24 protein-coding genes and 2 riboswitches are annotated in these 23775 nt (G+C 67.8%); of the genes, 9 read left to right on the top strand and 15 right to left on the bottom strand.

Translation table 11 applies throughout. The features are described 5' to 3' along the window. Window positions 1–16: 16 nt before the first annotated feature. Window positions 17–880: a LysR family transcriptional regulator gene (locus QTI05_RS21710; protein ID WP_286620862.1), complete on the bottom strand. Its 864-nt coding sequence runs from the start codon at window positions 878–880 to the stop codon at window positions 17–19. 66 nt (window positions 881–946) lie between these two features. On the opposite strand from QTI05_RS21710, the gene QTI05_RS21705 reads away from it, so the two are divergent. Continuing rightward, window positions 947–2155: a YbfB/YjiJ family MFS transporter gene (locus tag QTI05_RS21705; RefSeq protein WP_286620861.1), complete on the top strand. Its 1209-nt coding sequence runs from the start codon at window positions 947–949 to the stop codon at window positions 2153–2155. A 13-nt stretch (window positions 2156–2168) separates the two neighbouring features. Beyond that, complete coding sequence (locus QTI05_RS21700; protein WP_286620859.1) at window positions 2169–2762, top strand: carboxymuconolactone decarboxylase family protein; 594 nt, start codon at window positions 2169–2171, stop codon at window positions 2760–2762. On the opposite strand, the gene QTI05_RS21695 is transcribed toward QTI05_RS21700, so the two are convergent. Next, on the bottom strand, window positions 2759–3400 hold the full coding sequence (locus QTI05_RS21695) for a TetR/AcrR family transcriptional regulator (protein WP_286620857.1): 642 nt from the start codon (window positions 3398–3400) through the stop codon (window positions 2759–2761). The two genes, QTI05_RS21700 and QTI05_RS21695, sit on opposite strands and share 4 nt — an antisense overlap. On the opposite strand from QTI05_RS21695, the gene QTI05_RS21690 reads away from it, so the two are divergent. Further along, window positions 3399–4508 (top strand): DUF2855 family protein, encoded by a 1110-nt coding sequence (locus QTI05_RS21690; protein ID WP_286620855.1) that lies wholly within the window; start codon window positions 3399–3401, stop codon window positions 4506–4508. The genes QTI05_RS21695 and QTI05_RS21690 overlap by 2 nt on opposite strands. A 3-nt stretch (window positions 4509–4511) precedes the next feature. Here QTI05_RS21690 and QTI05_RS21685 read toward each other — a convergent pair whose 3' ends face one another. Genes QTI05_RS21685 through ocd form a run of 3 tightly spaced genes read right to left on the bottom strand, consistent with a single transcriptional unit; the run spans window position 4512 to window position 7186 of the window. Continuing rightward, window positions 4512–5141, bottom strand: coding sequence for a flavin reductase family protein (locus tag QTI05_RS21685; RefSeq protein WP_286620853.1), 630 nt, complete (start codon window positions 5139–5141; stop codon window positions 4512–4514). Between the two features lie 34 nt (window positions 5142–5175). Next, complete coding sequence (gene ctlX / locus QTI05_RS21680) at window positions 5176–6081, bottom strand: citrulline utilization hydrolase CtlX (RefSeq protein WP_286621134.1); 906 nt, start codon at window positions 6079–6081, stop codon at window positions 5176–5178. 55 nt (window positions 6082–6136) lie between these two features. Then, window positions 6137–7186, bottom strand: a complete 1050-nt coding sequence (gene ocd, locus QTI05_RS21675) for an ornithine cyclodeaminase (RefSeq protein ID WP_286620851.1) — start codon at window positions 7184–7186, stop codon at window positions 6137–6139. 120 nt (window positions 7187–7306) lie between these two features. Here ocd and QTI05_RS21670 point away from each other — a divergent pair, with 120 nt between their 5' ends. From QTI05_RS21670 to QTI05_RS21655, 4 genes are all read left to right on the top strand, one after another. Further along, a complete protein-coding gene (locus QTI05_RS21670) occupies window positions 7307–7729 on the top strand; it encodes an Lrp/AsnC family transcriptional regulator (RefSeq protein WP_286545124.1) in 423 nt (140 codons plus the stop codon). A 105-nt stretch (window positions 7730–7834) separates the two neighbouring features. Continuing rightward, complete coding sequence (locus QTI05_RS21665) at window positions 7835–8719, top strand: DUF3014 domain-containing protein (protein ID WP_286620849.1); 885 nt, start codon at window positions 7835–7837, stop codon at window positions 8717–8719. 109 nt (window positions 8720–8828) lie between these two features. Then, a complete protein-coding gene (locus QTI05_RS21660) occupies window positions 8829–9545 on the top strand; it encodes a Crp/Fnr family transcriptional regulator (protein WP_286545120.1) in 717 nt (238 codons plus the stop codon). A gap of 195 nt (window positions 9546–9740) precedes the next feature. Beyond that, a complete protein-coding gene (locus QTI05_RS21655) occupies window positions 9741–10382 on the top strand; it encodes a Crp/Fnr family transcriptional regulator (protein ID WP_353505964.1) in 642 nt (213 codons plus the stop codon). Here QTI05_RS21655 and QTI05_RS21650 read toward each other — a convergent pair. From QTI05_RS21650 to QTI05_RS21625, 6 genes are all read right to left on the bottom strand, one after another. Beyond that, window positions 10361–10771: a hypothetical protein gene (locus tag QTI05_RS21650; RefSeq protein WP_286545117.1), complete on the bottom strand. Its 411-nt coding sequence runs from the start codon at window positions 10769–10771 to the stop codon at window positions 10361–10363. The genes QTI05_RS21655 and QTI05_RS21650 overlap by 22 nt on opposite strands. A 166-nt stretch (window positions 10772–10937) precedes the next feature. After that, window positions 10938–13835, bottom strand: coding sequence for an aminomethyl-transferring glycine dehydrogenase (gene gcvP, locus QTI05_RS21645; protein ID WP_286620848.1), 2898 nt, complete (start codon window positions 13833–13835; stop codon window positions 10938–10940). A gap of 8 nt (window positions 13836–13843) precedes the next feature. Then, entirely contained in the window at window positions 13844–14218 is a 375-nt protein-coding gene (gene gcvH / locus QTI05_RS21640) for a glycine cleavage system protein GcvH (RefSeq protein ID WP_286620847.1), read from the bottom strand. Between the two features lie 48 nt (window positions 14219–14266). Continuing rightward, entirely contained in the window at window positions 14267–15436 is a 1170-nt protein-coding gene (gene gcvT, locus QTI05_RS21635; protein ID WP_286620845.1) for a glycine cleavage system aminomethyltransferase GcvT, read from the bottom strand. A gap of 46 nt (window positions 15437–15482) precedes the next feature. Then, window positions 15483–15583, bottom strand: a riboswitch (glycine riboswitch). Between the two features lie 16 nt (window positions 15584–15599). After that, window positions 15600–15686: riboswitch (glycine riboswitch) on the bottom strand. A 33-nt stretch (window positions 15687–15719) separates the two neighbouring features. After that, a complete protein-coding gene (locus tag QTI05_RS21630; RefSeq protein WP_286620843.1) occupies window positions 15720–16235 on the bottom strand; it encodes a hypothetical protein in 516 nt (171 codons plus the stop codon). A 79-nt stretch (window positions 16236–16314) separates the two neighbouring features. Next, window positions 16315–17226, bottom strand: coding sequence for a LysR family transcriptional regulator (locus QTI05_RS21625; protein WP_286545111.1), 912 nt, complete (start codon window positions 17224–17226; stop codon window positions 16315–16317). Between the two features lie 116 nt (window positions 17227–17342). Here QTI05_RS21625 and QTI05_RS21620 point away from each other — a divergent pair, with 116 nt between their 5' ends. Then, window positions 17343–18818 (top strand): amidase, encoded by a 1476-nt coding sequence (locus QTI05_RS21620; protein WP_286620841.1) that lies wholly within the window; start codon window positions 17343–17345, stop codon window positions 18816–18818. A 57-nt stretch (window positions 18819–18875) separates the two neighbouring features. Beyond that, window positions 18876–19859 carry a Bug family tripartite tricarboxylate transporter substrate binding protein gene (locus QTI05_RS21615; RefSeq protein ID WP_286620840.1) on the top strand — a complete coding sequence of 328 codons (984 nt, stop codon included), beginning with the start codon at window positions 18876–18878 and terminating at the stop codon, window positions 19857–19859. A 28-nt stretch (window positions 19860–19887) separates the two neighbouring features. On the opposite strand, the gene QTI05_RS21610 is transcribed toward QTI05_RS21615, so the two are convergent. From QTI05_RS21610 to denD, 4 genes are read right to left on the bottom strand one after another with little or no spacing between them, the layout of a single operon-like run. Further along, complete coding sequence (locus QTI05_RS21610) at window positions 19888–21180, bottom strand: TRAP transporter large permease (protein WP_286620839.1); 1293 nt, start codon at window positions 21178–21180, stop codon at window positions 19888–19890. A 9-nt stretch (window positions 21181–21189) separates the two neighbouring features. Then, entirely contained in the window at window positions 21190–21702 is a 513-nt protein-coding gene (locus QTI05_RS21605; protein ID WP_286545105.1) for a TRAP transporter small permease, read from the bottom strand. 2 nt (window positions 21703–21704) lie between these two features. After that, window positions 21705–22676: a TRAP transporter substrate-binding protein gene (locus QTI05_RS21600; RefSeq protein ID WP_286620838.1), complete on the bottom strand. Its 972-nt coding sequence runs from the start codon at window positions 22674–22676 to the stop codon at window positions 21705–21707. A 55-nt stretch (window positions 22677–22731) separates the two neighbouring features. Then, window positions 22732–23742 carry a D-erythronate dehydrogenase gene (denD, locus tag QTI05_RS21595; RefSeq protein ID WP_286620836.1) on the bottom strand — a complete coding sequence of 337 codons (1011 nt, stop codon included), beginning with the start codon at window positions 23740–23742 and terminating at the stop codon, window positions 22732–22734. Between the last annotated feature and the right edge of the window lie 33 nt (window positions 23743–23775).

Here is a 23775-nt window from a genome sequence, read left to right as displayed (position 1 = left end):
GCGGGGGCGCCTGGCGCTATGGCTTTTGCAGCATCTCGGTCAGCCGCAGCAGCGCCACCGATGGCGTTCCGCGCCACACCAGGTGCGTGCGGCTGGTGCGGATGCGCTCGGGCAGCGCGTGCTGGCGCACATCGGCAGTGGCGCGCAGCGCCTTGAGCACCGAGACCGGCACGATCGAAAAACCGGTGCCGGCCGCAACGCAGGCGATCATGGCCTGGTACGACGAGAACTCGAGCGAGCGCGCCGGCGCCACGCCACCGCTGCCGAGCCATTGCTCGAGCAGGCGGCGGTACGAGCAACCATTGGCAAAGGCGATCAGCGTGGATTCGGCCAGGTCGGCCGGCCGCTTGACCGCCGCCACGCTGCGCGCCGTGATCAGTACCAGCTCTTCCTCGAACACCGGCTGCGTTTGCAGGCCCGGCGCCGAGAAGGGCTCCGACACGAAGGCGGCCTCCACCTCGAAGGCGTTGATGCGCTGCAGCAGCGCGCCGGTGGTGCCCGTGACCAGTTCGACCACCACGCCCGGGTAGCGCTGGTGAAAGCGCGAGAGCACCGGCGCCAGCCGGCTGCCGGCGGTGCTTTCGAGCGAGCCGAGCCGGAAAGTGCCCAGCGGCAGGCCGCTCTTGAACCCGCTCTCGGCTTCGTCCGCCAGGCGCAGCAGCCGGTCGGCATAGGGCAGCAGCGCCGCGCCGGCCGGCGACAGCGCCAGCGAACGCCCCTCGCGCCGAAACAGCTTGTGGCCCAGGCGCTCTTCCAGTTGCTTGATGCGCGTGGTGACGTTCGACTGCACCCGGTTGAGCTTGCCGGCCGCGCGGATCACGCCGCCCTCGCTCACCACGGTGCGGAAGATTTCGAGCGAGTCGAGGTCGATGATTCTCATAAACAGAATGATTGTTCTGGATTATTCATTTGTGCCGTATGACGATTGTGCGTCCAATGGGGCGCCATGTCGAACAGCTCCAACAACCCCGCTTCCTCCCGGCCGATGGTCGGGCACACCTCCTTTCTCGCGGTGTGCGCTGCCGGCGCGCTGGCGCTGGCCATCGCGATGGGCATCGGCCGCTTCGCCTTCACGCCCATGCTGCCGCTGATGGTTCGTGAGGGCAGCCTCGATCTCGCGAGCGGCGGCTGGCTTGCCGCGGCCAACTACGCGGGCTACCTGGTGGGCGCGGTCACGGCGGCGCGCATTGCGCTCACGCCGCAGCGGCTCGGGCTGGCTGCGCTGGGCGCCATCGCGCTCACCACGGCGGCCATGGGCTGGACCTCCTCGGTCGAGCTGTGGCTGCTGCTGCGCTTCGTGGCCGGCGTGGCGAGCGCCTGGGCGCTTGTCAGCACCAGCGTGTGGGGCCTGGCCTGGCTGGCGCGTTTCGAGCGCCCGGCCGGGGCCGGCATGCTGTACGCGGGGGTTGGTTCAGGCATCGCGCTGGCCGGCCTCTGGTGCTGGCAGGCCGGTGTCGCGGGCGTGCGTGCCGACACGCTGTGGCTGCAGCTCGGCGCACTGGCGCTGCTGCTGGGGGGCGCGGTGGCGGTCTGGATGCCGCGCACCACCCCTGTATCGCCTGCGGCCGCAAGTGCTCGGGCCGAAGCCGGCACCGGCCGCGCCGACTGGAGCCTGGTCATCTGCTACGGCGTGCTCGGCTTCGGCTACATCCTGCCGGCCACCTTCCTGCCGGTGCTGGCGCGCGCCGTGCTGGACGACCCTGCGGTGTTCGGCGCGGCCTGGCCGATGTTCGGCGCAGCCGCGGCGATTTCCACATGGCTCGCCAGCGTGTTGCTGCGCGGTGTCGGCCGGCTGCGCGTGCTGGCCCTGTGCCACCTGCTGATGGCTGTCGGCTGCCTGCTGCCGGTGCTGCACCTGTCGGCGGGTTCCGTGCTGGCGGCGGCCCTGCTGGTCGGTGGAACATTCATGGTGGCGACCATGGCCGGCATGCAGGAGGCGAGGGCGCGCGTGTCGGACAATCCCACCGCGGCGCTCGGGCGCATGACCGCGGCATTCGCGATCGGACAGATGGCGGGGCCGATGTTGTCGTCGCTGCTGAGCACCCGCAGCGCCAACGACTTCACCGGCCTGTTCATTGCGCTGGCCGTCGGCGCGCTGGCGTTGCTGGCCAGCGCAGCCTGGCTCTGGCGCGACCGGCCCACCCCCTCTTTTTAAAAGGAAAAATCCCATGCTCCAGCAAGGCCACACCCAACCCTGGGCCGAACGCATCCCGATGCCGGCGGCCGACGCGATGTCGGCCGAACAGCGCGCCGCCGCGCAGGCCCTGATCGACGGCCCGCGCAAGGCCGTGTTCGGCCCTTTCCTGCCGCTGCTGCAGAGCCCGGTGTTGATGGATCGCATCGGCAGCACCGGCGAATACCTGCGCTTCGACAGCCAGATCGATGCGCGCGTGCGCGAGCTCGTCACCTGCGTGGTCGCACGCCACACCGGCAACCAGTTCGAGTGGGCGATGCACGCACCGGCAGCGGTCAAGGCCGGCGTCAGCGCCGATGCGATCGAGGCGTTGCGCCTTGGCCGCCGCGCTGCGCCGCTGGCCGACGACGAGCAGCTCGCGGTCGACCTGGCACTCGAGCTGCTGCTGCAGCATGGCATCAGCGAGCCGACGTGGCGCGCGGCCGATGCGCGCTTCGGCACCCGCACGGTGGTCGAGCTGAGTGCGCTGATCGGCTACTTCACGATGGTGTGCTGGGTGATGAACGTGGCGCACACGCCGGTCAAGGCGGCCGAGGGGCAGACCGGGCTGGTGCCGTTTCCGCTCTAGCGTGCGCCAGCGTGCGCCAGCACCATCGCCTCGATCTCGCTCACCCAATCGTCGGCGCCGTCGGGTTGCACCAGCAGGTGGTAGCGCCGCGCGCCCCAGCAGGCCAGCAGCATTGCCTGCACGGCGGCCGGGGAGGGTGGCGGCAGAAGGTCAGGGCAGGCCGCGAACGTGCGCGCCCAGGCCGTGGCCAGTTCGTCGTACACGCGCCGGTGGTGCTTGGGCTCGGCGATGCGGTGCTCGAGCATCAGCATCTCGTGGTCAAACACCGGCAGGCCATCGAGCCGTGCGTTGCAGGTGATGCGCACGAGCCGCCCAATACGCTCGGCCGCGTCGAGCTCCTGCGGCGTGATCGCCTCGGCCTCGATGCGGGCCAGCAGTGCCTCCACGCAGTGGCGCACGTAGCCTGACAGCAGGGCTTCCTTGTCGGGAAAGAAGTCGTAGAACGTGCCGACGGAAATGCCGGTTTCGAGCGCCACCGCACGCGTGGTCACGCCGGCCCAGCCGTCGGCGCGCCAAATCCGAACAAAGGCGTCGTAGATCGCCTGCACGGTGAACTTGCTGCGCGCCTGCACGGGGCGTTTCAGCGGTTTGGGTTTCCCGAACCCGTCTTCGGCAGTGTCTCGGTAGAGTTTCGGCATGGACAACACCTTCACTCTAACCCGCCTTCAAACCCGCAAGAACGCCCTTGGCAGCACCCGCGTCGTGGCGGCAGCCGACGACGGTGCGCTGCAACCTGGCGAGGTGCTGATGCGCATCGACCGCTTTGCGCTCACCACCAACAACATCACCTATGCAGCCTTCGGCGATGCGCAGATGAAGTACTGGTCGTTCTTTCCGACCGGCGATGCCGACTGGGGCCACATGCCGGTCTGGGGCTTCGCCGATGTGGTGGCGTCCACGGTCGAGGGCGTCGAGGTCGGCGAGCGCTTCTACGGCTACTTTCCCATTGCGAGCCACTTCCGCATGCAGCCGGTGCGCGTGACGCCGCGCGGCTTCTACGACGGCGCGCCGCACCGGGCCGAACTGGTGTCGGCCTACAACCAGTACATGCGCTGCAGCACCGACGCCGGCTATGCGGCCGCGCTGGAGGACTACCAGATGCTGGTGCGGCCGCTGTTCATCACCTCGTTCATGCTGGCCGACTTTCTGCAGGACAACGCGTTCTTCGGCGCACGGCAGATCGTGGTGTCGAGCGCGTCGAGCAAGACGGCCTACGGCACGGCCTTCTGCCTCGGCCGGCAGGCGGGCATGACGCTGATCGCCGCCACGTCGCCCGGCAACCGCGCCTATGTCGAGGGGTTGGGCTGCTACGACCGGGTGATCGGCTACGACGAGTTGATGTCGCTCGACGCAAGCGTGCCGACGTTGTATGTCGACTTCGCAGGCAACGATGCGCTGCGCGCCACCATCCACCACCACTTCGGCGATGCGCTGGTGTACGACTGCTATGCGGGCTCGGCACAGAACACCGCGTTCCTGAGCCAGACCGGCTTACCCGGCCCGCAGCCGCAGCTTTACTTTGCGCCGGTGCAGATCAAGAAGCGCAATGCCGACTGGGGCCCGCAGGAGGTGAATCGCCGTTTCAACGAAGCGCAAGGCCGTTTCATTGCCGAGTTGAGCCGGCCCGGCAACCGCTGGATGGCGCTGGCGCAGCACCAGGGCTTTGCCGCAGCGCAGGGCGTGATCGAAAACCTGCACGCCGGCCGGCTCGACCCACAGGGTGCGCACATCGTTGTGTCGGGCTGAGCGCTACATCTCGTCGATCGAGGTGCTGCGCACTGCGCCATGATCCCCGAGCGAATAGCGCTCGCGTGTCTTCACGTAGAAGCTGGCACCGAAGCGCCCCACCGGAAAGTAATGCTGCAGCCGCACGCGCCAGGTGTCGGTGTCGATGAGTTCGTCGCGCGCGTGCATCCAGCGCACCTGGCCGATGAAGATCTGGCGGCTTGCGGTTTCGAGCGTTTCCCACAGCGTGCATTCGAAGGCCACGGGTGCTTCGGCAATGCGCGGCGGCTTCACCGCATTGCTCGGCAATGCCGTGAAGCCGACCACGTCGAGCTCGCTCACGTGCGGCGGATGCCGGTCGCCGCAGCGGTGCATCTGCTCGGCCGTGTCTTCGTCGGCCAAGTGCACCACGAACTCCTTGCTGCGCACGATGTTGGCCGCCGTGTCCTTGAGCACGCCGTCCTGCAGGCGATTGACGCTGATCATCACGATCGGCGGCTCCTCGCCCAGCATGTTGAACATGCTGAAAGGTGCGGCGTTGACCACGCCATCGGGCCCGAGCGTTGTCACCAGCGCAATCGGCCGCGGCACGATCAGGCTGGCCATGAGTTTGTAACGCTGGTGTTCGGTGAGGGTGGCGAAGTCGATGTCCATGGCTCCACGATACCGTGCCCGACGGCGCTTCAGGTCAGTGAACGCGGCCGTGCCTGGGCGACAGGTGGATGCCGGCGATCATGCAGCGCACCGAGCCGCCAGCCATCTCGATGGTCGGCACCGACAGCGGCACCAGGCGGGCGGTGCGCCCGATCGCCGCTTTCTGCGCGGGGCTCAGGCTGTCGGCGGCGCGCTGCGACAGCGCAAGAATGCGGCCTTCGCGGCCCGACAGCTCGATTGCGTTGCCGGCGAACTCGGCGATCTGCTGTGCGCTCAGCGCGATCACCTCGCGGCCCGACTCCTCCAGCCGGGCCCGTACTTCGGCGGCACGGCTGCGGTCGGGAATGAGGTCGAGGCCGACCATCGCGAACGCCGTGGCCACGCACATCAGCACGTTGGTGTGATAGATCGGCCGGCCGGCCTCGTCGGCCGTGTCGAACAGCATCGGCTCGAAGTTGAAGTGCGTGCTGAAGCGCTCCAGCGCCACCGGATCGGCGCGGTTCGAGCGCGCCGTGTAGGCGACGCGCGCCACGTGGTCGAGCACCATCGCGCCGGTGCCTTCGAGAAACAGGCCGTCGTGCTCCAGGCCGGAATAGTCGATCACGTCCTGCACGCGGTACTCGGCCTTGAGCATCTCGATCACCTCGCCGCGGCGCTCGCGGCGGCGGTTCGGCGAATACATCGGGTACAGCGCGACATGGCCGCCCGGATGGGTCGAGAACCAGTTGTTGGGGAACACCGAATCGGGCGTGTCGCGCTCGCCGCGGTCTTCGAACAGATGCACCCGAACGCCTTCGTGCTCGAGGCGCTGCGCGGCCGCGCCGACCTCGGCATGGGCCGCCTCGGCGACGGCTTGTGCAGATGCCAGGTCGGCCGCGTGCTGGAAGGCGTTGTCGGCGGCGGTTTGCGGGTTCGGCGTAAAGCGATGCGGACGGATCATCACCACCGCGCTGGGCGCCTGGATCGACGGAAGGCGGGACAACACGGTGCCGTCCTCAGGCGACACGGCGCATCACGGTGCGCGAGGCGCCGGCGCGGGTGTAGCGGAACAGGTCTTTCGGGTCATCGGCCCACGGCACCAGTTCGACCTCGACTCCCATGTTGCGCCGGGTGGCCTGGTCGAGCACGTAGCGCAGCGTGGAATAGTCCTCGAGCGCGAAACCGACCGAATCGAACACCGTGACCTGCCCGCCATGCTGGCGCCCGGCTTCGGTGCCGGCGAGCACGCGCCACAGGTCGACCACCGGAAAGTCTTTCGGCAGTTGCTGGATGTCGCCCTCGATGCGGGTTTGCGGCTCGTACTCCACGAACACCCGCGCGCCGCGCAGCACGTCGGCATGTAGTTCGGTTTTGCCGGGGCAATCGCCGCCAACGGCATTGATGTGCATGCCGGGCTCGATCATTCCGGGGGTGAGGATGGTGGCATAGGCCTTGTCGGCGGTGACGGTGGTCACGATGTCGGCTCCGCGCACCGCCTCCGCGGTGGATCTGGCGCGCACGACCTTGAGCGACGGCCAGGCCGACAGGTTGCGCACCAGCTTGTCGGTGGCGCGGGCGTCCACGTCGTACACCGCGATTTCCTCGATGCCCAGATGGCTGTGGAAGGCGAGCGCCTGGAACTCGCTTTGCGCGCCGTTGCCGATCAGCGCCATGCGGCGCGCATCGGGCCGCGCCAGTGCGCGTGCTGCCATCAACGACGTCGCGCAGGTGCGCAAGGCGGTTGCCACTGTCAGCTCCGACAACAGCACCGGGTAGCCGGTTTCCACATCCGCCAGCACACCGAAGGCCATCACGGTGTAGAGCCCTTGCGCAGTGTTGCCGGGGTGGCCGTTGACGTACTTGAACGCGTAGCTCTTCGCGTTCGACACCGGCATCAGCTCGATCACGCCGATGTCGGAATGGTTGGCGACGCGCGCCGACTTGTCGAAGTCGGCCCAGTGGACAAAGTCTTGCTCGATGGCGTGCGACAGCTCGCCGATGAAGGGTGCGACGCCTATGTCCTGAACAAGCCGGGACATGGTGGGAACGTCTACGAAACGAGTCATGGGATGCTCCTGATTTGCCTCCATTGTTCCTGCCCGTCATGCCAAAGTGAAGCATGCAACTTGCCAGATTTAACGGTGTTAATTACATTTAGCTCGATAAAACTGGCAAATTGATTAATCGTGGACGATACCGACCGGCAACTCCTCGCACTGCTACGCGACAACGCCCGCATGCCGGTGGTGGCGCTCGCGAAGAAGCTGCGCGTGGCGCGGGCCACCGTGCAAAACCGCATCGGCAAGCTGGAGGCCGACGGCACCATCGTCGGCTACACGGTGCGGTTGCGGCCTGAAGCGGAAGGGCACCGCATCCGCGCGATCACCAGCATCGCCATCGACGGCCCGCGCGGCGATGAGGTGCGGCGCGCGCTGCGCGGCAACCCGAACGTGGTGGCGCTGCACACGACCAACGGGCGCTGGGATCTGATGGCCGAGTTGCGCGCCGACACGCTGGAAGCGTTCGACCAGGTGCTCAATGCCGTCCGCGCGATTCCCGGTGTTTCGAACACCGAAACCAGCATCCTGCTGTCGACGCACAAGGTCTGACGCCTCGCCTGCGGCCGTCCGGTTCACACGAGGTTACGTGCCCCGTGCGGCGCGGGTTTCCAATGGACGCTTCGAAGCAAATGCGGCAGCAAGGAGCGAATGAAGATGTCAGAGCGAGATCCCGCAGAGTTCAGGCCCGTGCAGCGCGACGCCACCGCCTCGCGCACCATCATCGGCCTGCTGGTCGTTGTGGCTGTCGCTGCCGCCGCATGGTGGTGGTACAGCACGCAGCGGCAAGCGCCGGCCCCTGCCGTCGCCCCTCCGGCTGCCAGCGCTCCGCCCACCGACGGCACGCCGCCGCCCACGGCGCCCGTGGCGAGCGGCCCGCAGTTCCCGATCGACGCGCCGGCCGACACATCGCCGCCGGCCGATGCCGACGCGCAGGTGGCGCAGGCGCTCGCCGCGTTGCTGGGGCAGCCGGCCGTCGCATCGTTTCTGCAGATCGACGGCTTCGCGCGGCGCCTGGTCGCCACGGTCGACAGCCTGCCGCGCGAACAGGCCGCAGCCCGCATGTGGCCGGTGCAGCCGACGCCCAAGCGCTTTGCAACCACGGGCGAGGGCGCCGACCCGCAGCGCATCAGCCCCGACAACGCCAGCCGCTACGCGCCCTTCGTGGCGTTCGTGGACAAGGTCGATACGGCGAAGGCCGTGGCGGTCTATATCCAGCTCTATCCGCGCTTCCAGCAGGCCTATGAGGAGTTGGGCTACCCCAAGCGCTACTTCAACGACCGCCTCGTGGCTGTGATCGACCATCTGCTGCAGGCGCCGGAACCGGCCGGGCCGCTGCAGGTCAAACTGACCGAGGTGAAAGGCGAAATCCCCTCGGCGCAGCCTTGGACGCGCTACGAGTTTGCCGACCCGCAACTGGAGGCGCTTTCTGCCGGGCAGAAGATGCTGGTGCGCATGGGGCCGGCCAACGAGAAGCGGCTGAAGGCCAAATTGATCGAGTTCCGGGCCGGTGTGGTGGCCGGCGCGGTGGGCAAGAGGTAGTGTGTGCGGTACCGTACACAACGGGGGTGCCATCACTGCCATACTGGGCCGGCGTAGCGCAGGAGCCGGCCCGGCATCCTGCAAGCCCGCGCTGACTGGAAGTTGCTTGATGGCCGTTGCGCCCACCCCCCCAAAAAATCACCTGCTGGCGGCGCTGCCGGAGGCCGACTGGCAGCGTTGGCTGCCGCAGCTCGAGGAGGTCGAGATGCCGCTCGGGAAAGTGCTGTACGAATCGGGCAGCACGCTGAGCCACGTCTACTTTCCGACCACCGCCATCGTCTCGTTGCTCTACGTGATGGAGAACGGTGCATCCGCCGAGATCGCGGTGGTTGGCAATGAAGGAGTCGTCGGCATCTCGCTCTTCATGGGTGGGGAATCGACACCGAGCCGCGCCGTGGTCCAGAGCGCAGGCCACGGCTTGCGGCTCAAGGCGAAGACGATCAAGGAAGAGTTCGTCCGTGCGCCCGTGCTTCACCTGCTGCTGCGCTACACCCAGGCACTCATCACGCAGATGGCGCAAACGGCGGTGTGCAACCGCCACCACTCCCTGGACCAGCAACTGTGCCGCTGGCTGCTGCTGAGCCTGGACAGGCTGCAGGGCGACGAACTGGTGATGACGCAGGAACTGATCGCCAACATGCTCGGCGTTCGGCGCGAGGGCGTGACGGAAAGCGCACTCAAGCTGCAAAAGGCCGGGCTGATCAGCTATTCGCGCGGCCGCATCTCGGTGCTGGACCGCCCCGGCCTGGAAGAGCGCACCTGCGAGTGCTACGCGGTGGTGAAGAAGGAATACGACCGGCTGCTGCCCGAGAAGTGCGCAACCTAGTGAAATCCGCCATTTGTGCGCTGCCGGACGGTTTTTGCCCGGGATAGGGAACACACTGTCCGAACCGACCGGAACTGCGCACGCAGGCAGGGCGATCGGTGCGAGCCTCATCACCCGAGCGGCAGCAACCTGACGACTGCCCAATTGGCCAATGCCGAGAATCAACTGATCGCACGACTTCCCCGCAAGGATCGATTGAGCATCCTGTCGGTGTGCGAACCGATCGAGCTGGTCCTGGCGAAAGTGCTTTGCGAGCCCGGCGAGCCGACCCGCCATGTCTACTTTCCCAAAGACGGATTCATTTCGCTGGTGGCGCGCACCGACGGCGGTGCCGGCGTGGAGGTCGGCATGGTGGGGCGCGAAGGCATGCTGGGTGCGCAACTCGTGCTGGGTGTCACGACGGCGCCGTTGCATGGGTTGGTACAGGGTGCCGGCGCGGCGTGGCGCATCACCGCACGCGACTTCCGGAAAGAGCTGTTGCGAAGTGCTCCGCTGCAACGCAGTTTGCACCGCTACGTCTATGTGTTGATGGCCCAGCTGGCGTCGTCTGCCGCCTGCCTGCGCTTTCACCAGGTCGGCCCGCGTCTCGCACGCTGGCTCCTGATGAGCCAGGATCGCGCGCACGCCGACCATTTCCACGTCACCCACGAGTTCCTCGCCTACATGCTGGGTGTTCGGCGCGTGGGCATCACCACGGCCGCCAGCGCATTGCAGCGCGGCGGGCTGATCGAATACCACCGCGGAGAGGTGTCCGTGCTGGATCGTCATGGGCTCGAAGAGGCCGCGTGCAGTTGCTACGCCGCCGACAGCAAGGGCTACGCCGACATCTTGGGCTGATAGACGATGTCTGGTTGGGTCGCCGGAGCGCGGATTGTTGCGTCGGCCCGTTCGCACGCCAGCGCCGCATGCAGCTGTTCGAGCGCCTCCGCGCACTCGAGCATGACGGTTCGCATGTCGGCGACGGTCTTGTGCTCTGTCGACGTGCATAGGGTCAACTTCGGCTGCGCGGTGCTGCGTATCCTTGCTGCAACCGCGAGGAAGAGCGCGTCCCAGTCTTCGGGATCCATGGCCGGAGCGGTCGCACGCGTGGGGGCGAATGGCGATGTGGTGTCGTCGGGCTTGAGCAGGCGACCGAAGGGAAGGGCACCGATCCGCGCCAGGCTCAGAACCAACTTTGCCGTTCCGGCCCTGCCCGAAGCAGTGGGCAATGGAAACGTATGGATCATGGCGGCTTCCTCTCGCTCAGGTCGACAGGTTGCAGATGGGTTGTCTGCCGGTCGGCGCGGATCCGTTCGGGATCCTGCATCGGCCTACCTCCTTATACGAGGGCGAAGCCGGCCAGTCTGTGCGCCACCGCACGTTCGGTGATCCTGGAAGGGGCCTGCCCCGGTCTCAGACAGTCTCGTAATCGCTCACCGGTACGCAACTGCAGAACAGGTTGCGGTCGCCATAGACGTTGTCGACGCGGCCCACCGGCGACCAGTACTTGGCCTGCTTGAGCGAGGCCAGCGGGAACGCGCCGAGTTCGCGCGAATAGGGGTGCGCCCATTCGGTGCCGAGCAGGCTGGCCGCGGTGTGCGGCGCGTGCTTGAGCGGGTTGTCGTCCGCCGGCCAGACACCTTCCTCGATGCGGCGGATCTCGCCGCGGATCGCGATCATCGCGTCGATGAAGCGGTCGAGTTCGGCCAACGGCTCGCTCTCGGTCGGCTCCACCATCAGCGTGCCCGGCACCGGAAAGCTCAACGTCGGCGCATGGAAGCCGTAGTCGATCAGGCGCTTGGCCACGTCCTCGGCGGTGACGCCGCAGGCGTCCTTGATCGGGCGCAGATCCAGAATGCACTCGTGCGCCACATGGCCGTTGGCGCTGGCGTAGAGCGTGGGGTAGTGGTCTTTCAGCCGCGCGCTGATGTAGTTGGCGCTCAGGATTGCGGTTTCGGTGGCGGCCTGCAGGCCCTCCGCGCCCATCATGCGGCAGTACATCCAGCTGATCGGCAGCACCGCCGCGTTGCCAAGGGGCGCCGCCGACACGGCGCCGACGCCGTGCGATGCGACGCCAGCCGTGGCGTGGCCGGGCAGAAACGGCACGAGGTCTTCCACCACGCACACCGGGCCGACACCCGGGCCGCCGCCGCCGTGCGGAATGCAGAAGGTCTTGTGCAGGTTCAGGTGACTCACGTCGCCGCCGAACTCGCCCGGCGCCGCCACGCCGACCAGCGCGTTCATGTTGGCGCCGTCTACATACACGCGGCCACCGTGCGAATGCACGAGTTCGCAGAGCGCCTTGACGCCGGTCTCGAACACGCCGTGCGTGCTGGGGTAGGTGATCATCACCGCGGCCAGCTTGTCGCTGTGCTTTTCGCAGGCGCGCTTCAGGTCGTCGAGGTCGACGTTGCCCTGCGCGTCGCAGGCCGTCACCACCACCTGCATGCCAACCATCTGGGCGCTCGCCGGGTTGGTGCCGTGGGCCGACGAGGGGATCAGGCAGATGTCGCGTCGCTCTTCTCCGCGCGAGGCGTGGAAAGCCTTGATTGCGAGCAGGCCCGCGTACTCGCCCTGCGAGCCGGCGTTGGGTTGCAGGCTGATGCCGGCGTAACCGGTGGCTTCGCAGAGCCAGTCGCGCAGTTGCTGGTCGAGCTCGGCATAGCCCTTGAGTTGCTCGGCCGGTGCGAACGGATGGATGTTCGCGAACTCGGGCCAGGTGATCGGGATCATCTCGCTCGTGGCATTGAGCTTCATGGTGCAGCTGCCGAGCGGGATCATGCTGCGGTCGAGGGCCAGATCCTTGTCCGAGAGGCTGCGGATGTAGCGCAGCATCGCGGTTTCGCTCTTGTGCGTGTTGAACACCGGGTGCGTCAGGAACGCGCTGGTGCGGCGCAGGTCGGCCGGGATGCGCGGCACGGCCTTGTCGGCCAGTTGCTCGAAGCGTGGCATCGGCGTGCCATGCGGCACGAACAGGGCCCACAGCGTTTCGATGTCGCTGCGCGTGGTGGTTTCGTCGAGCGAGATGCCCAGGTGCGTCTGCAGCCGGTGCCGCAGGTTGACGCTGGCGGCCTGCGCGCGATCCAGGATGGTCTGCGTGTCGTCGCCGCTCTTCACGGTGAGCGAGTCGAAGGCGGTGCTGTTGACCAGCTCGCGGCCCATCTGCTCCAGCCCCTGCGCCAGGATCGCGGTGAGCGCCGCCACGCGCTGCGCGATGCGCGTGAGCCCCTGCGGCCCGTGGTAGACCGCATACATGCTGGCCACCACCGCGGGCAGCACCTGCGCCGTGCAGATGTTCGACGTGGCCTTTTCGCGGCGGATGTGCTGCTCGCGTGTCTGCAGCGCAAGGCGGTAGGCCGGCGCACCGTGCGCATCGACGCTCACCCCCACCAGTCGGCCCGGCAGCGAACGCTTGAACGCGTCGCGGCAGGCCAGGTAGGCGGCATGCGGGCCGCCATTGCACATCGGCATGCCGAAGCGCTGCGTGGTGCCGCAGACGATGTCGGCGTCCCATTCGCCCGGGGGCGCGAGCAGGGTCAGCGCGAGCAGGTCGGCCGCGACGCAAAGCGCTGCGCCGATCGCGTGGGCATGGCCGGCCAGCGGCCGCAGGTCGTGCACCTGGCCGGTGGTGCCGGGGTACTGCGCGAGGGCACCGAAGAATTCGCCGCTCGCCATCAGGTGCGGCAGGGTTTCGGTGGCGGTGCTGACCTTGATCTCGATGCCCAGCGGCGCGGCGCGCGTGCGCAGCACTTCGATGGTCTGCGGATGGCAGTCGCCCGCCACCAGGAACACGTTGCTCTTGTTCTTGACGCTGCGCTTGGCCAGCGTCATGGCCTCGGCCGCGGCGGTGGCCTCGTCGAGCATCGAAGCGTTGGCGATCGCCATGCCGGTCAGGTCGCACACCATGGTCTGGAAGTTCAGCAGCGCTTCCATGCGGCCCTGCGAAATCTCGGCCTGGTAGGGCGTGTAGGCGGTGTACCAGGCCGGGTTCTCGAGAATGTTGCGCAGGATCACGCCGGGCGTGTGGGTGCCGTAGTAGCCCTGGCCGATGAAGTTGCGCGCGACCTTGTTCTTCGCGGCCATGGCCTTGAGCTCGGCGAGCGCGCCGGCCTCGGAAACCGGTGCCGGCAGGTTCATCGGTTTCGCGCGCCGGATCGCTGCCGGCACGATGCCGTCGATCAGTTCCTTGCGCGTGGCCGAGCCGATGACGGGCAGCATGCGCGCCTCGTCCGCGGCCTCGATGCCGATGTGGCGCGCGATGAACTCATCGGCGTTTTCAAGTTCATGGAAGGAGGGCAGGGCGTTCGGCATGGGATCGATCAGGCTTCTTCGGCGAATTTGTCGTAGGTGGTTGCGTCCATCAGCGCATCGAGCTGCAGCGCGTCGCTGAGCTTGACCTTGAAGAACCAGCCGGCCGCGAGGGGGGCGCTGTTGGCGAGCGACGGGTCGGCGCGCAGCGCCTCGTTGACTTCGGTGATCTCGCCCGACACGGGCATGAACACATCGGCTGCAGCCTTGACCGACTCGACCACGCCGGCGACTTCGCCCTGTGCGAAGGTCTTGCCGACTTCGGGCAGGTCGACGAACACCACGTCGCCCAGCGCATCCTGCGCGTGCACGGTGATGCCGACGGTGGCGGTGTCGCCGCTGGTGGATTCGACCCACTCGTGGTCTTTGGTGAACTTGACGGTCATGGGGGCTCCTGAAGAAAGAAGAGAAGAAAGGAGGGAAGAAAAAAGAGATCAGCCGCGGAAGTATCGGGTGGGCACGAACGGCATCGTGGTCACCTCCATCGGCACGGGCTTGCCGCGCACGATGGCCTGGATGCGCGTGCCGGGCGCCGAGAACGCGGTGGCCACATAGCCCATCGCGACCGGCCGGTCTGCGGTCGGGCCGAGCAGGCCGCTCGTGACCTGCCCGATCGGGTGGCCTTCGAAGGATTCGAGCGGCGAGCCGTCGCGCACCGGCACGCGCTCCAGCGCGACCAGGCCGACCCGCTTGCGCGTCAGCGTCTTGTGATCGGTGGTACCGGCCGCGCCGGTGCTGGCCACCGCCAACTGCGCCAGCACTTTCTCGGCGCCCGGAAAATCGCCTGCGCGCGCGCCGCCGGCACGGCGCACCTTCTGCATCGCCCAGTTGAGCGAGGCCTCGACCGGCGTGGTGGTGGTGTCGATGTCGCTGCCATAGAGGCAGAGGCCGGCCTCGAGCCGCAGCGAATTGCGCGCGCCCAGGCCGATCGGCTTGACCGCCGGTTGCGCGAGCAGCAGCCGCGCCAGCGCCTCGGCGTCGGCGGCCGCGACGGAGATCTCGAAGCCATCCTCCCCCGTGTAGCCGCTGCGCGTGGCGAAGGCATCGATGCCGCCGATCTTCACGTTGCCGCCCGTCATGAACACGAAGCGCTCGATGCCCGGCGACAGGGCCGAAAGCAGGGCCGCCGCTTGCGGCCCCTGCAGCGCCAGCAGCGCATGGTCGGGCAGCGGCTGCACTGCGCAGCGCGCGCCGATCTTCGCCGTGATGTGGGCGATATCGTCGACCTTGCAGGCGCCGTTGACGATCACGAAGAGCGAATCGTCGCCCTCCCGGAAGAACATCAGGTCGTCGAGGATGCCGCCCGCGTCGTTCAGCAGCAGGCCGTAGCGCTGCTTGCCGACCGGCAGATCGATCACGTCGACCGGCATCAGGCTCTCGAACGCTGCGGCCGCGTCCGGACCGCTGAGGCGCAACTGGCCCATGTGCGAGATGTCGAACAGGCCGGCCGCCTCACGCGTGTGCCTGTGCTCGGCCATCAGGCCAGCCGGGTACTGCACCGGCATCGAATAGCCCGCAAAGGGCACCATGCGGGCGCCGAGCTCGACATGGAGGCCGTGGAGCGGGGTCTTCAGAAGCGTTGCGTTGTCGGACGGAGCGGCCATGGGGCTTTCCAGAGGGGCAGTCGAATTCCATGGCGCGACGCCATGGGCCACCCCTGCTGTCCCTGGTACCTGAGAGATTCGCCCCACGATCGGGGTTTGCTCCTTCGGTGGGCCGACGTGGATCGGCCTCTCTCCAGCAAGGAAACGCCCGATTGCGCGGGCGTCTTGTCAGTCCTTTTGCCTGAGCGTTCGGAGGGTTCCTGCGCCTTCGGCGGCCCCGGCTGGCGGGGCGCTCTCCTGACCCTGGCGAGTGTAGTGGATCGCGAAGCGAGGGGGTTTCGCGTCAGTGCACCAATTCGGCCGGCGGCAGCAGCCGGTCGATGCGCTCGCGCAGCGATTCGGCGCGCTCCGTGCCGGCGGCCTTCTCGATCTCGGTGAGCATCAGCGCAGCGATGGCCAGCATGGCCTCGCGGTCGCGGGCCTCGCGCAGGGCGTCGCGCATCTGCAGCGCGAACCCGGGGTCGCGCCGCACGAACATGCGCTCGCAGATGTCGAACAGGAACATGCGCGTGGTGGCCAGCGAGCGCTTGCCGTCGAATGTGTCGGTCGAGGTCGCGCGGTGGACGGGCTCGGGCTCGGCCGCGGGTTGCGGTGCGGCCGGCGGCTCGTGCAGGTAGCCGCGCTGCGCCAGGGCCCGGATCGCGTCCCTGGCCTCGCCCCGGTTGGGGAACAGGGGGCTGAAGTCGGTCAGCGAACGCCGGCCATCGGCCATCAGCAGCAGCGCGCGCTCGCGCTGGCTCAGGGTGCGCTGGCCGCCCTGCAGCTCGTTGCGAGCCTTGTCGGTCTTGGTGGGGAACATGGCAGGCGGCTCTTTCGGAAATGGAAGGCCGCAGCATGGCGCCCGCCGGTTACATCTTCGTGAACCGCCCGCGCCGCGATCACCCGGGCGGCGCCAGCTGCGCCCGCAAATACTCGAGGAAGGCGACGATGCCCTGCGGCAGGGTGCGCCCGGCCAGGGTCTGCACCTCGATCGCGCGGCCATTCATGCCGCGTTCGCGGATCGGCGCTGCATGCAGCTCGCCGCGCTGCACGCGGTCGCGCACCGTCACTTCGCCCGAGATCGACAGCCCGCCGCCATGCAGCACGAAGTTGGTGAGCGACTCGAAATGGTCGCTGACCAGCACCGGGTCGAACACCAGGCGGCGCTGGCTGCAGCCGATGTCGAACAGCTGGCGCACGGTGTTGTCGCGCTCGGGCAGGGCGATCGGGTACGGGTGCATCTGCGTCAGCGTGACCGTGGGAAAGCGCGCCAGTGCATGGTCGGGCCGCATGATGGCGTACACCGGCGCCACCTGCATGTGCTGCACCTGGATGTCGCGTTCGGCGGCGCGGCTGTAGGTGAGGCCGATGTCCACGTCGCCGTTGAGCACGGCGGTGGTCACCTGGGCCGGAGCGACCACCCGCAGGTGAAACAGGATGCCCGGGTAGTTCGCGCGAAACCCGGCCATCACCCGCGGCAGGAACTCGATCGCGAAGCCCGACGAACTGCCCAGGCGCACCAACCCGCGCCGCAGCCCCTGCAGCGCCTGGATGTCGGACACCACGCGGTCGGCCTCCATGGCACCACGGCGTGCATGCGCGGCCAGCAGCTCTCCGGCCGCGCTGGGCGCCATGCCGCGCGCGTGGCGCTCGAACAGCGGCACGCCCAGCAGCTCTTCCAGCGCCGCGACCTGTCGGCTCACCGCCGAGGGCGACACGTTGAGCCGCCCGGCCGCCTCGCTGACCGATCCGCTGCGCACCACCTCGAGAAAGTAGCGCAGGGCGGTGTCCTGAAGTCGGCTGGAACGCATCGAAGGCCCTCGGAGGTTTGCGTAAAACGCAAAGGCACGTGAAATAAACGGCGATTGTGGTCAGGCTGGCGGCAGCTTATTCTGACTTCCTCCCGTCATATTTCCCTTGGAGACGCATGCAGATTTCCCCTTCGGCCGCCGTTGCAGCCCCCGCATCGGACATCGTGGACCTCACGGCCACCGCTTTATCGCGCGCCATCCATGCCCGCGAGGTCTCGTGCGTCGAAGTGCTCGACGCGTTCCTGGTGCAGATCGACCGCTTCAATCCCGTGGTCAATGCCATCGTGGCCGGTGCCGACCGCACGGCGCTGCACGCCCAGGCCGTGCAGCGCGACGCGCAACTGGCGCAGGGTCGCAGCCTCGGCCCGCTGCACGGATTTCCGCAGGCGCCCAAGGACATCATGCCGGTGGCCGGCATGGTCACAACCCGGGGCTCGCCGATCTTTCGCGGCCAGGTCACGCGGGCCGATGCGGTGGTGTTCGAGCGTATGCGCGCGGGCGGCGCGTTGTTCGTCGGGCGCACCAACACGCCGGAGTTCGGCCTGGGCGGCCACACCTACAACCCGGTGTACGGCGCCACGCGCAACGCTTTCGATCCGGCGCGCTCGGCAGGCGGCAGCAGCGGCGGCGCAGGCGTGGCGGTGGCGCTGCGCATGCTGCCGGTGGCCGACGGCTCCGACATGATGGGCTCGCTGCGCACGCCGGCGGCCTTCAACAACGTGTATGGCCTGCGCACCTCCATCGGCTGCGTGCCGCACGGGCCGACCGAGGAGGTGTTCTTCCAGCAGTTCAGCGTGGCCGGGCCGATGGCGCGCAACATTCCCGACCTGGCGATGCTGCTGTCGGTGCAGGCCGGTTTCGACGCGCGCCTGCCGCTCACGCACCGGAACGCCGAGGTTGGCGGCTTCCTGAAGCAGCCGCTGGGGCGCGACTTCCGCGGCATGCGCATCGGCTGGCTCGGCGACCTGGGCGGCCACCTGCCGACCGAGCCCGGCGTGCTCGACACCTGCACGCATGCGCTGCGGCATTTCGAGACGGTGGGTTGCACGGTCGAGGCGGTGCTGCCGCCGTTCGACCTCGAGCAGATGTGGCGCGCCTGGATTGACCTGCGCAGCTTCGCGGTGGCGGGCGCCAACGGGGGGCTCTACCGCGACGCCGCGACACGCGGGCTGCTCAAGCCCGAGGCGGTGTGGGAGATCGAGCGCGGCCTGCAGCTAAGCGCCATGCAGGTGTACGACGCCGCACGCACTCGCTCGGCCTGGTACCAGGTGCTGCACGGCCTGTTCGCGCAGTACGACTTCCTGGTGATGCCCTCGGCGCAGGTGTTCCCCTTCGACGTGGCGCTCGACTGGCCGCACGAGGTGGGCGGCCGCACCATGGACACCTACCACCGCTGGATGCAGGCGGTGGTGCCCGCCACCATGGCCGGCCTGCCGGCGCTGGCCGCGCCCGCCGGCTTCGGCGCGGGCGGGCTGCCGGCCGGCCTGCAGATCATCGGCCCGGCGCAGGCCGACATGGCCGTGCTGCAGCTCGGCCATGCCTACGACCAGGCCAGCGGCCATGCGCGGGTGCGCAGCCCCTTGCTCGGCTGAACGCCCCGTTTCTTGCTTGTTTGTCTTGCACCGTTTGCCAACCTGGAGCTTCGCACCATGCCGCTGACCCGTTCCCGCTTTCTCTCCTGCCTGCTGGCAGCCGCTGCGGCATGTGCCGCGCCGTCCGCCGTGCTGGCGCAGGGCTACCCCGAGCGCCCCATCAAGCTGGTCGTGCCCTTCGCGCCGGGTGGCGCCACCGACATCCTGGGCCGGCTGCTGGCCAGTTCGATGGGCGAGAAGCTAGGCCAGCCCATGGTGGTCGAGAACCGGGCGGGCGCCGGCACGGTGGTGGCGGCCTCGCTGGTGGCCAAGGCGCCGGCCGACGGCTACACGCTGCTGCTGGGCTCCAGCACGACGCTCACGCTGAACCCCGCCATCCGCACGAACCTGCCCTATGACCCGATCCGCAGCTTCACGCCGCTGGGCCTGGTGGCCGACATGGGGCTGCTGCTGGTGGCCGGCAAGGACACGCCGGGCACCTCTCTCAAGGACCTCGTGGCCCAGGCCAAGGCCGCGCCCGACAAGTTCTCCTACGGCTCTTTCGGCACCGGCTCCTCGGTGCATTTCGGCGGCGAGATGCTCAAGTCCGCCGCCGGCATCCAGATGGTTCATGTGCCGTTCAACGGCAGCTCGCCCAGCCTCACGGCGCTGATGGGCGGGCAGGTGCAGGTGGCGGTGGACACCGTGGTCGCCTCGGCGCCGCTGATCAAGGCGGGCAAGATCCGGCCGATTGCCGCGCTCGGCGCGCAACGGCTGGCGCTGCTGCCCGCCGTGCCGACCGTGGCCGAGAGCGGCTACCCAGGCTTCGACATGGGCACCTGGTTCGCGTTGCTCGCACCGGCCGGGCTGCCCGCGCCGGTGCAGGCGAAGTTGGAGGCGGCGTTGGCCGATGCCGCGCGCGCCCCCGCGTTCAAGAAGAAACTGGTCGATTTGGGCCTGACACCGTTGTGGGGACCTGGCAGCGCACTGCGCGAGCGGGTCGAGCGCGAACTGCCGCAGATGCGCGCAGTGGCCGCGCGCGCCGACATCCGGGTCGATTGAGCCTGGCGCCGCGCGCGCGGCGCCAGCGCTACTTGAACCCGAGTGCGCGCGGCAGCCAGGTGCTCAGCGCGGGCACGAAGGTCAGGATGACCAGCACCGCGCCGTGCGCCCACAGAAAGGGCACCAGCTCGCGCACCAGTTGCGACATCGGCACCTTCGACACGTTGCAGGTGACGAACAGCAGCCCGCCGACCGGTGGCGTGATCATGCCGAGCGTGAGGTTGTAGATCACGATCATCGCGAAGTGCACCGGGTCGACACCCAGCTTCATGGCAACGGGTGCCAGGATCGGCGCCAGCACCATCACGCCGGGCAGCGGTTCGATGAAGATGCCGAACAGCAGCAGGAACACGTTGACGATGATCAGGAACATCCACGGCGACAGGTTCATGCCCACCAGCCATTCGGCCATCTGCTGCGGCACGCCCTCGATGGTCAGGATCCAGGCGAACGAGGCCGACAGGCCGATGATGATCAGCACCGAAGCGGAGAGCAGCGCCGACCGCTCCAGGATGTTGGGCAGCGCCTTCCATTCCAGCGTGCGGTAGACGAACTTGCCGCAGACCAGCGCGTAGAACACCGCAACCACCGACGCTTCGGTCGGCGTGAACCAGCCGGCGCGCATGCCGCCCAGGATGACTACCGGGAGCAGGATCGCGGGGATCGCCTTCCAGGTGGTTTCGAGAATCTCGCGCAACGGCGGCGTGCGGCCGTCGCCCTTGTAGTTGCGCTTTTTCGAGACGTGGAAGTTGACGATGCACATCGCCACCGCGATCAGCAGGCCGGGCAGCAGGCCGGCCACGAACAGCGTGCCGACCGAGACGGATTCGTCCTGCAGCGCGTAGATGATCATGATGATCGAAGGCGGGATGATCGGGCCCACGATCGCGGTGGAGGCGGTCAGCGCGGCGGCGTACGAGCGGTCGTAGCCGGCCTTGTCCATCATCTTGATCAGCATCGAGCCCGGACCGGCCGCGTCGGCCAGCGCCGAGCCGGAGATGCCCGAGAAGAAGGTCAGCGACACCACGTTGGTGTAACCCAGGCCACCCCGCCGGTGGCCGACGAACTGCCCGGCAAAGCGCAGCAGCACCTCGGTCAGCGAGCCGCCGCTCATGAGCTCGGCGGCCAGGATGAAGAAGGGCACCGCCATCAGCGGAAAGCTGTCGATGCCGGCGAAGGTTTCCTTCAGCAACACCATCAGCGGATAGCTCTCCGCAAGAATCAGCGTGGTGACGGTCGAGAGCCCGAGCGCGAACGCGACCGGCACGCCGATGGCGAGAAAGAAGCAGGCGGAAACGATGAGAACAACACTGGCGTCCATGACCGTTCCCTACAGCGACGCGCTGGCGTTGGCATCGAAGTGCGCGTCGGACGCGAACTCTCTTCGGAGCACATAGCCCTTGACCACCAGCAGGAAGTGCACGATCAGCAGCACGCCGCCGATCAGCATGGCGCTGTAGATGTAGGCAAACGGAATCTGCGTCACGGCCGTCAGCTGGAACATGGTGCGCTGCATGTAGAGCCAGCCGTACCAGACCATGAAGCCGAAGAACGCGAACAGCAATGCCGCCACCGCCGCACGCACGGCCAGCGCGGCTTTCGGCGGCAGGGCGTCCTGCAGGTTGTCGACGGCGATGTGGCCGCCATAGCGCAGCACCGGCCCGGCGCCCAGAAAGGTGAGCCAGATCATCATGTGGCGCGACACCTCTTCAGCCCACTCGAGCGACTGGTTGGTGAGGTAGCGCAGCGCCACGTTGGTGAAGATGATGACCGACATGGCGGCCAGCAAGAGGATCAGCGCCCAGCGGTTGGCGAAGAGGAAAGAGCGCTCGAAGGCTTGCACGTTTACTGGACGTCCGCGATTTTCTTGATGTTGTCGGCGCCGAACTCCTTGGCATAGCCCGCATAGGCCGGCTTGAGCGCTTCGCGGAAAGCCGCGCCGTCGACCGTGCGCGTGACCTTCATGCCGTCCTTCTCGAGCTGGGCGATGCCGTTGTTCTCGTCGTCGTTGACCTTCTTGCGCTGGGCCAGGGCAGCCTTCTTGGCCGCATCGACGAAGACCTTCTTGTCGGCATCCGAGAGCTTGTTCCAGACCTTGGGCGACAGCAGCAGCAACGCCGGCGAGTAGACATGGCCAGTGAGCGACAGGTGCTTTTGCACCTGCGAGAACTTGGAAGACAGGATCACCGGAATCGGGTTCTCCTGCCCGTCGACCGTGCCTTGCTGCAGCGCGCCGAACAGTTCCGGGAATGCCATCGGCGTCGGCAGGATGCCGAAGGTGCGGTAGCCGTCCATGTGCACCTTGTTTTCCATCGTGCGCATCTTCAGGCCGGCGGCGTCGCTCGGCTTGACGATGTCGCGCTTGCTGTTGGTCATGTGGCGGAAGCCGTTCTCGGTCCAGGCCAGCGCGATGATGCCCTTGCTCGGGAACTTGGTCAGGATGTCCTGGCCGATCGGGCCGTCCATCACCTTGCGCGCATGGTCGTAGTCGCGAAAGAGGAACGGGATGTCGACGATCTTGACCTCGGGCACGAAGTTGCCGACCGGGCCGGTCGAGGTGTTCACCAGGTCTTGCGTGCCGAGCTGGACAGCTTCGATCTGGTCGCGCTCGCCGCCGAGCGCCGAGTTGGCGAAGTGCTGGCACTTGAAGCGGCCCTGGGTGCCTTTTTCGACTTCGTCGCAGAACACCGTGGAGCCGACCCCATAGTGCGACTCCTTGGAGGTGGCATACCCGATCTTGAGCGTGGTGGTTTGCGCGCATGCGCCGGCGCTGAGGGCGAGCGAAAGGCAAGCGGCGGCAATGTGGCCGAGTTTCATGGTGTCTCCGGGAGTTTTGTGGCGCGCGCGGAATGCGCGGCGAACGACCCGACGACTATGCCGCAACGGGCAGCATCACAGCGTCGGGATTTTCACGGACATAGTCGCGCACGATCGCGTCGATGCTCTCGTCGGCGTAGAGGCCGAGTTCGCGCGCGCGTGCCCATTCGAAGTTGCCGGGCCAGCCCGCCACGATCTGCGTAATCGCCGGGTCGGGCGTGCAATCGAGCAGGCTCATGGCCGCACTGCCGGCCACGCGCTCCAGCGCATCGGCCATTTCGCCCACGCTGACGCACAGCGAGGGCAGGTTTACCGCGGTGCGCGGGCCCCAGTTGGCATGGGGCGTGGTGGCGGCGCAAATCAAGCCCTCGATGGTGCGTGCCGGTGACGAGAGCGCCACCAGCGTCTCGGGCGGTACCGGGCAGCGGCCGGGCAGTCCGGCCAGCGGCTCGCGGAACATGCCGCTGAAGAAGCCCGAGGCCGCGCCGTTCGGCTGGCCCGGCCGCACGCTCACCGTCATGAGCCGCACGCTGCGGCCGTGCACGAAACCCTTGCGGCAATAGTCGGCCACGAGCTGTTCGCAGATGAACTTCTGGATGCCGTAGCTGGTTTGCGGCGTCGGCAGCGTGTCGTCCTCGATCACGCGCGGCAGCGGCGGCCCGAACACGGCCAGCGAGCTCGAGAACACCACCATCGGGCGCGTGTGCTGGGCCCTGCAGGCCTCCAGCAGGGCCTGGGTGGCGGCCAGATTGCTGCGCATGCCGAGGTCGAAGTCGGCCTCGCATTCGGCGCTGACGGCGGCGGCGAGGTGGAACACCACCGCCGTCTCGGCCGGCAACGCACGCTGTGCGCTGTCGGGCTCGAGCAGTTCGCCCAGGTCACCAGTGACCACATCGACCTTGGGATGCAGCGCCAGGTCGTCCGGCGGCGGTACGCGATCGACCAGCGTGAGCATGGCGATGCGGCGCTCCTTGCCGCCAGCCACGCCCAGGCCGCCTTTTGCGAGCAGCGCGCGCGCGAGCCGCACGCCCAGAAATCCGGAGCCGCCGGTGATCACGATGTTCATGATTTGTCTCCTGTGCGACCGAAGGGTACGTGG

The sequence above is a fragment of the Variovorax fucosicus genome (assembly GCF_030316825.1).
Taxonomy (GTDB): Bacteria; Pseudomonadota; Gammaproteobacteria; order Burkholderiales; family Burkholderiaceae_C; genus Variovorax; species Variovorax fucosicus.
The sequence above is the reverse complement of the archived record's forward strand: the minus strand, read 5'-3'. Positions and strand labels throughout refer to the sequence as shown.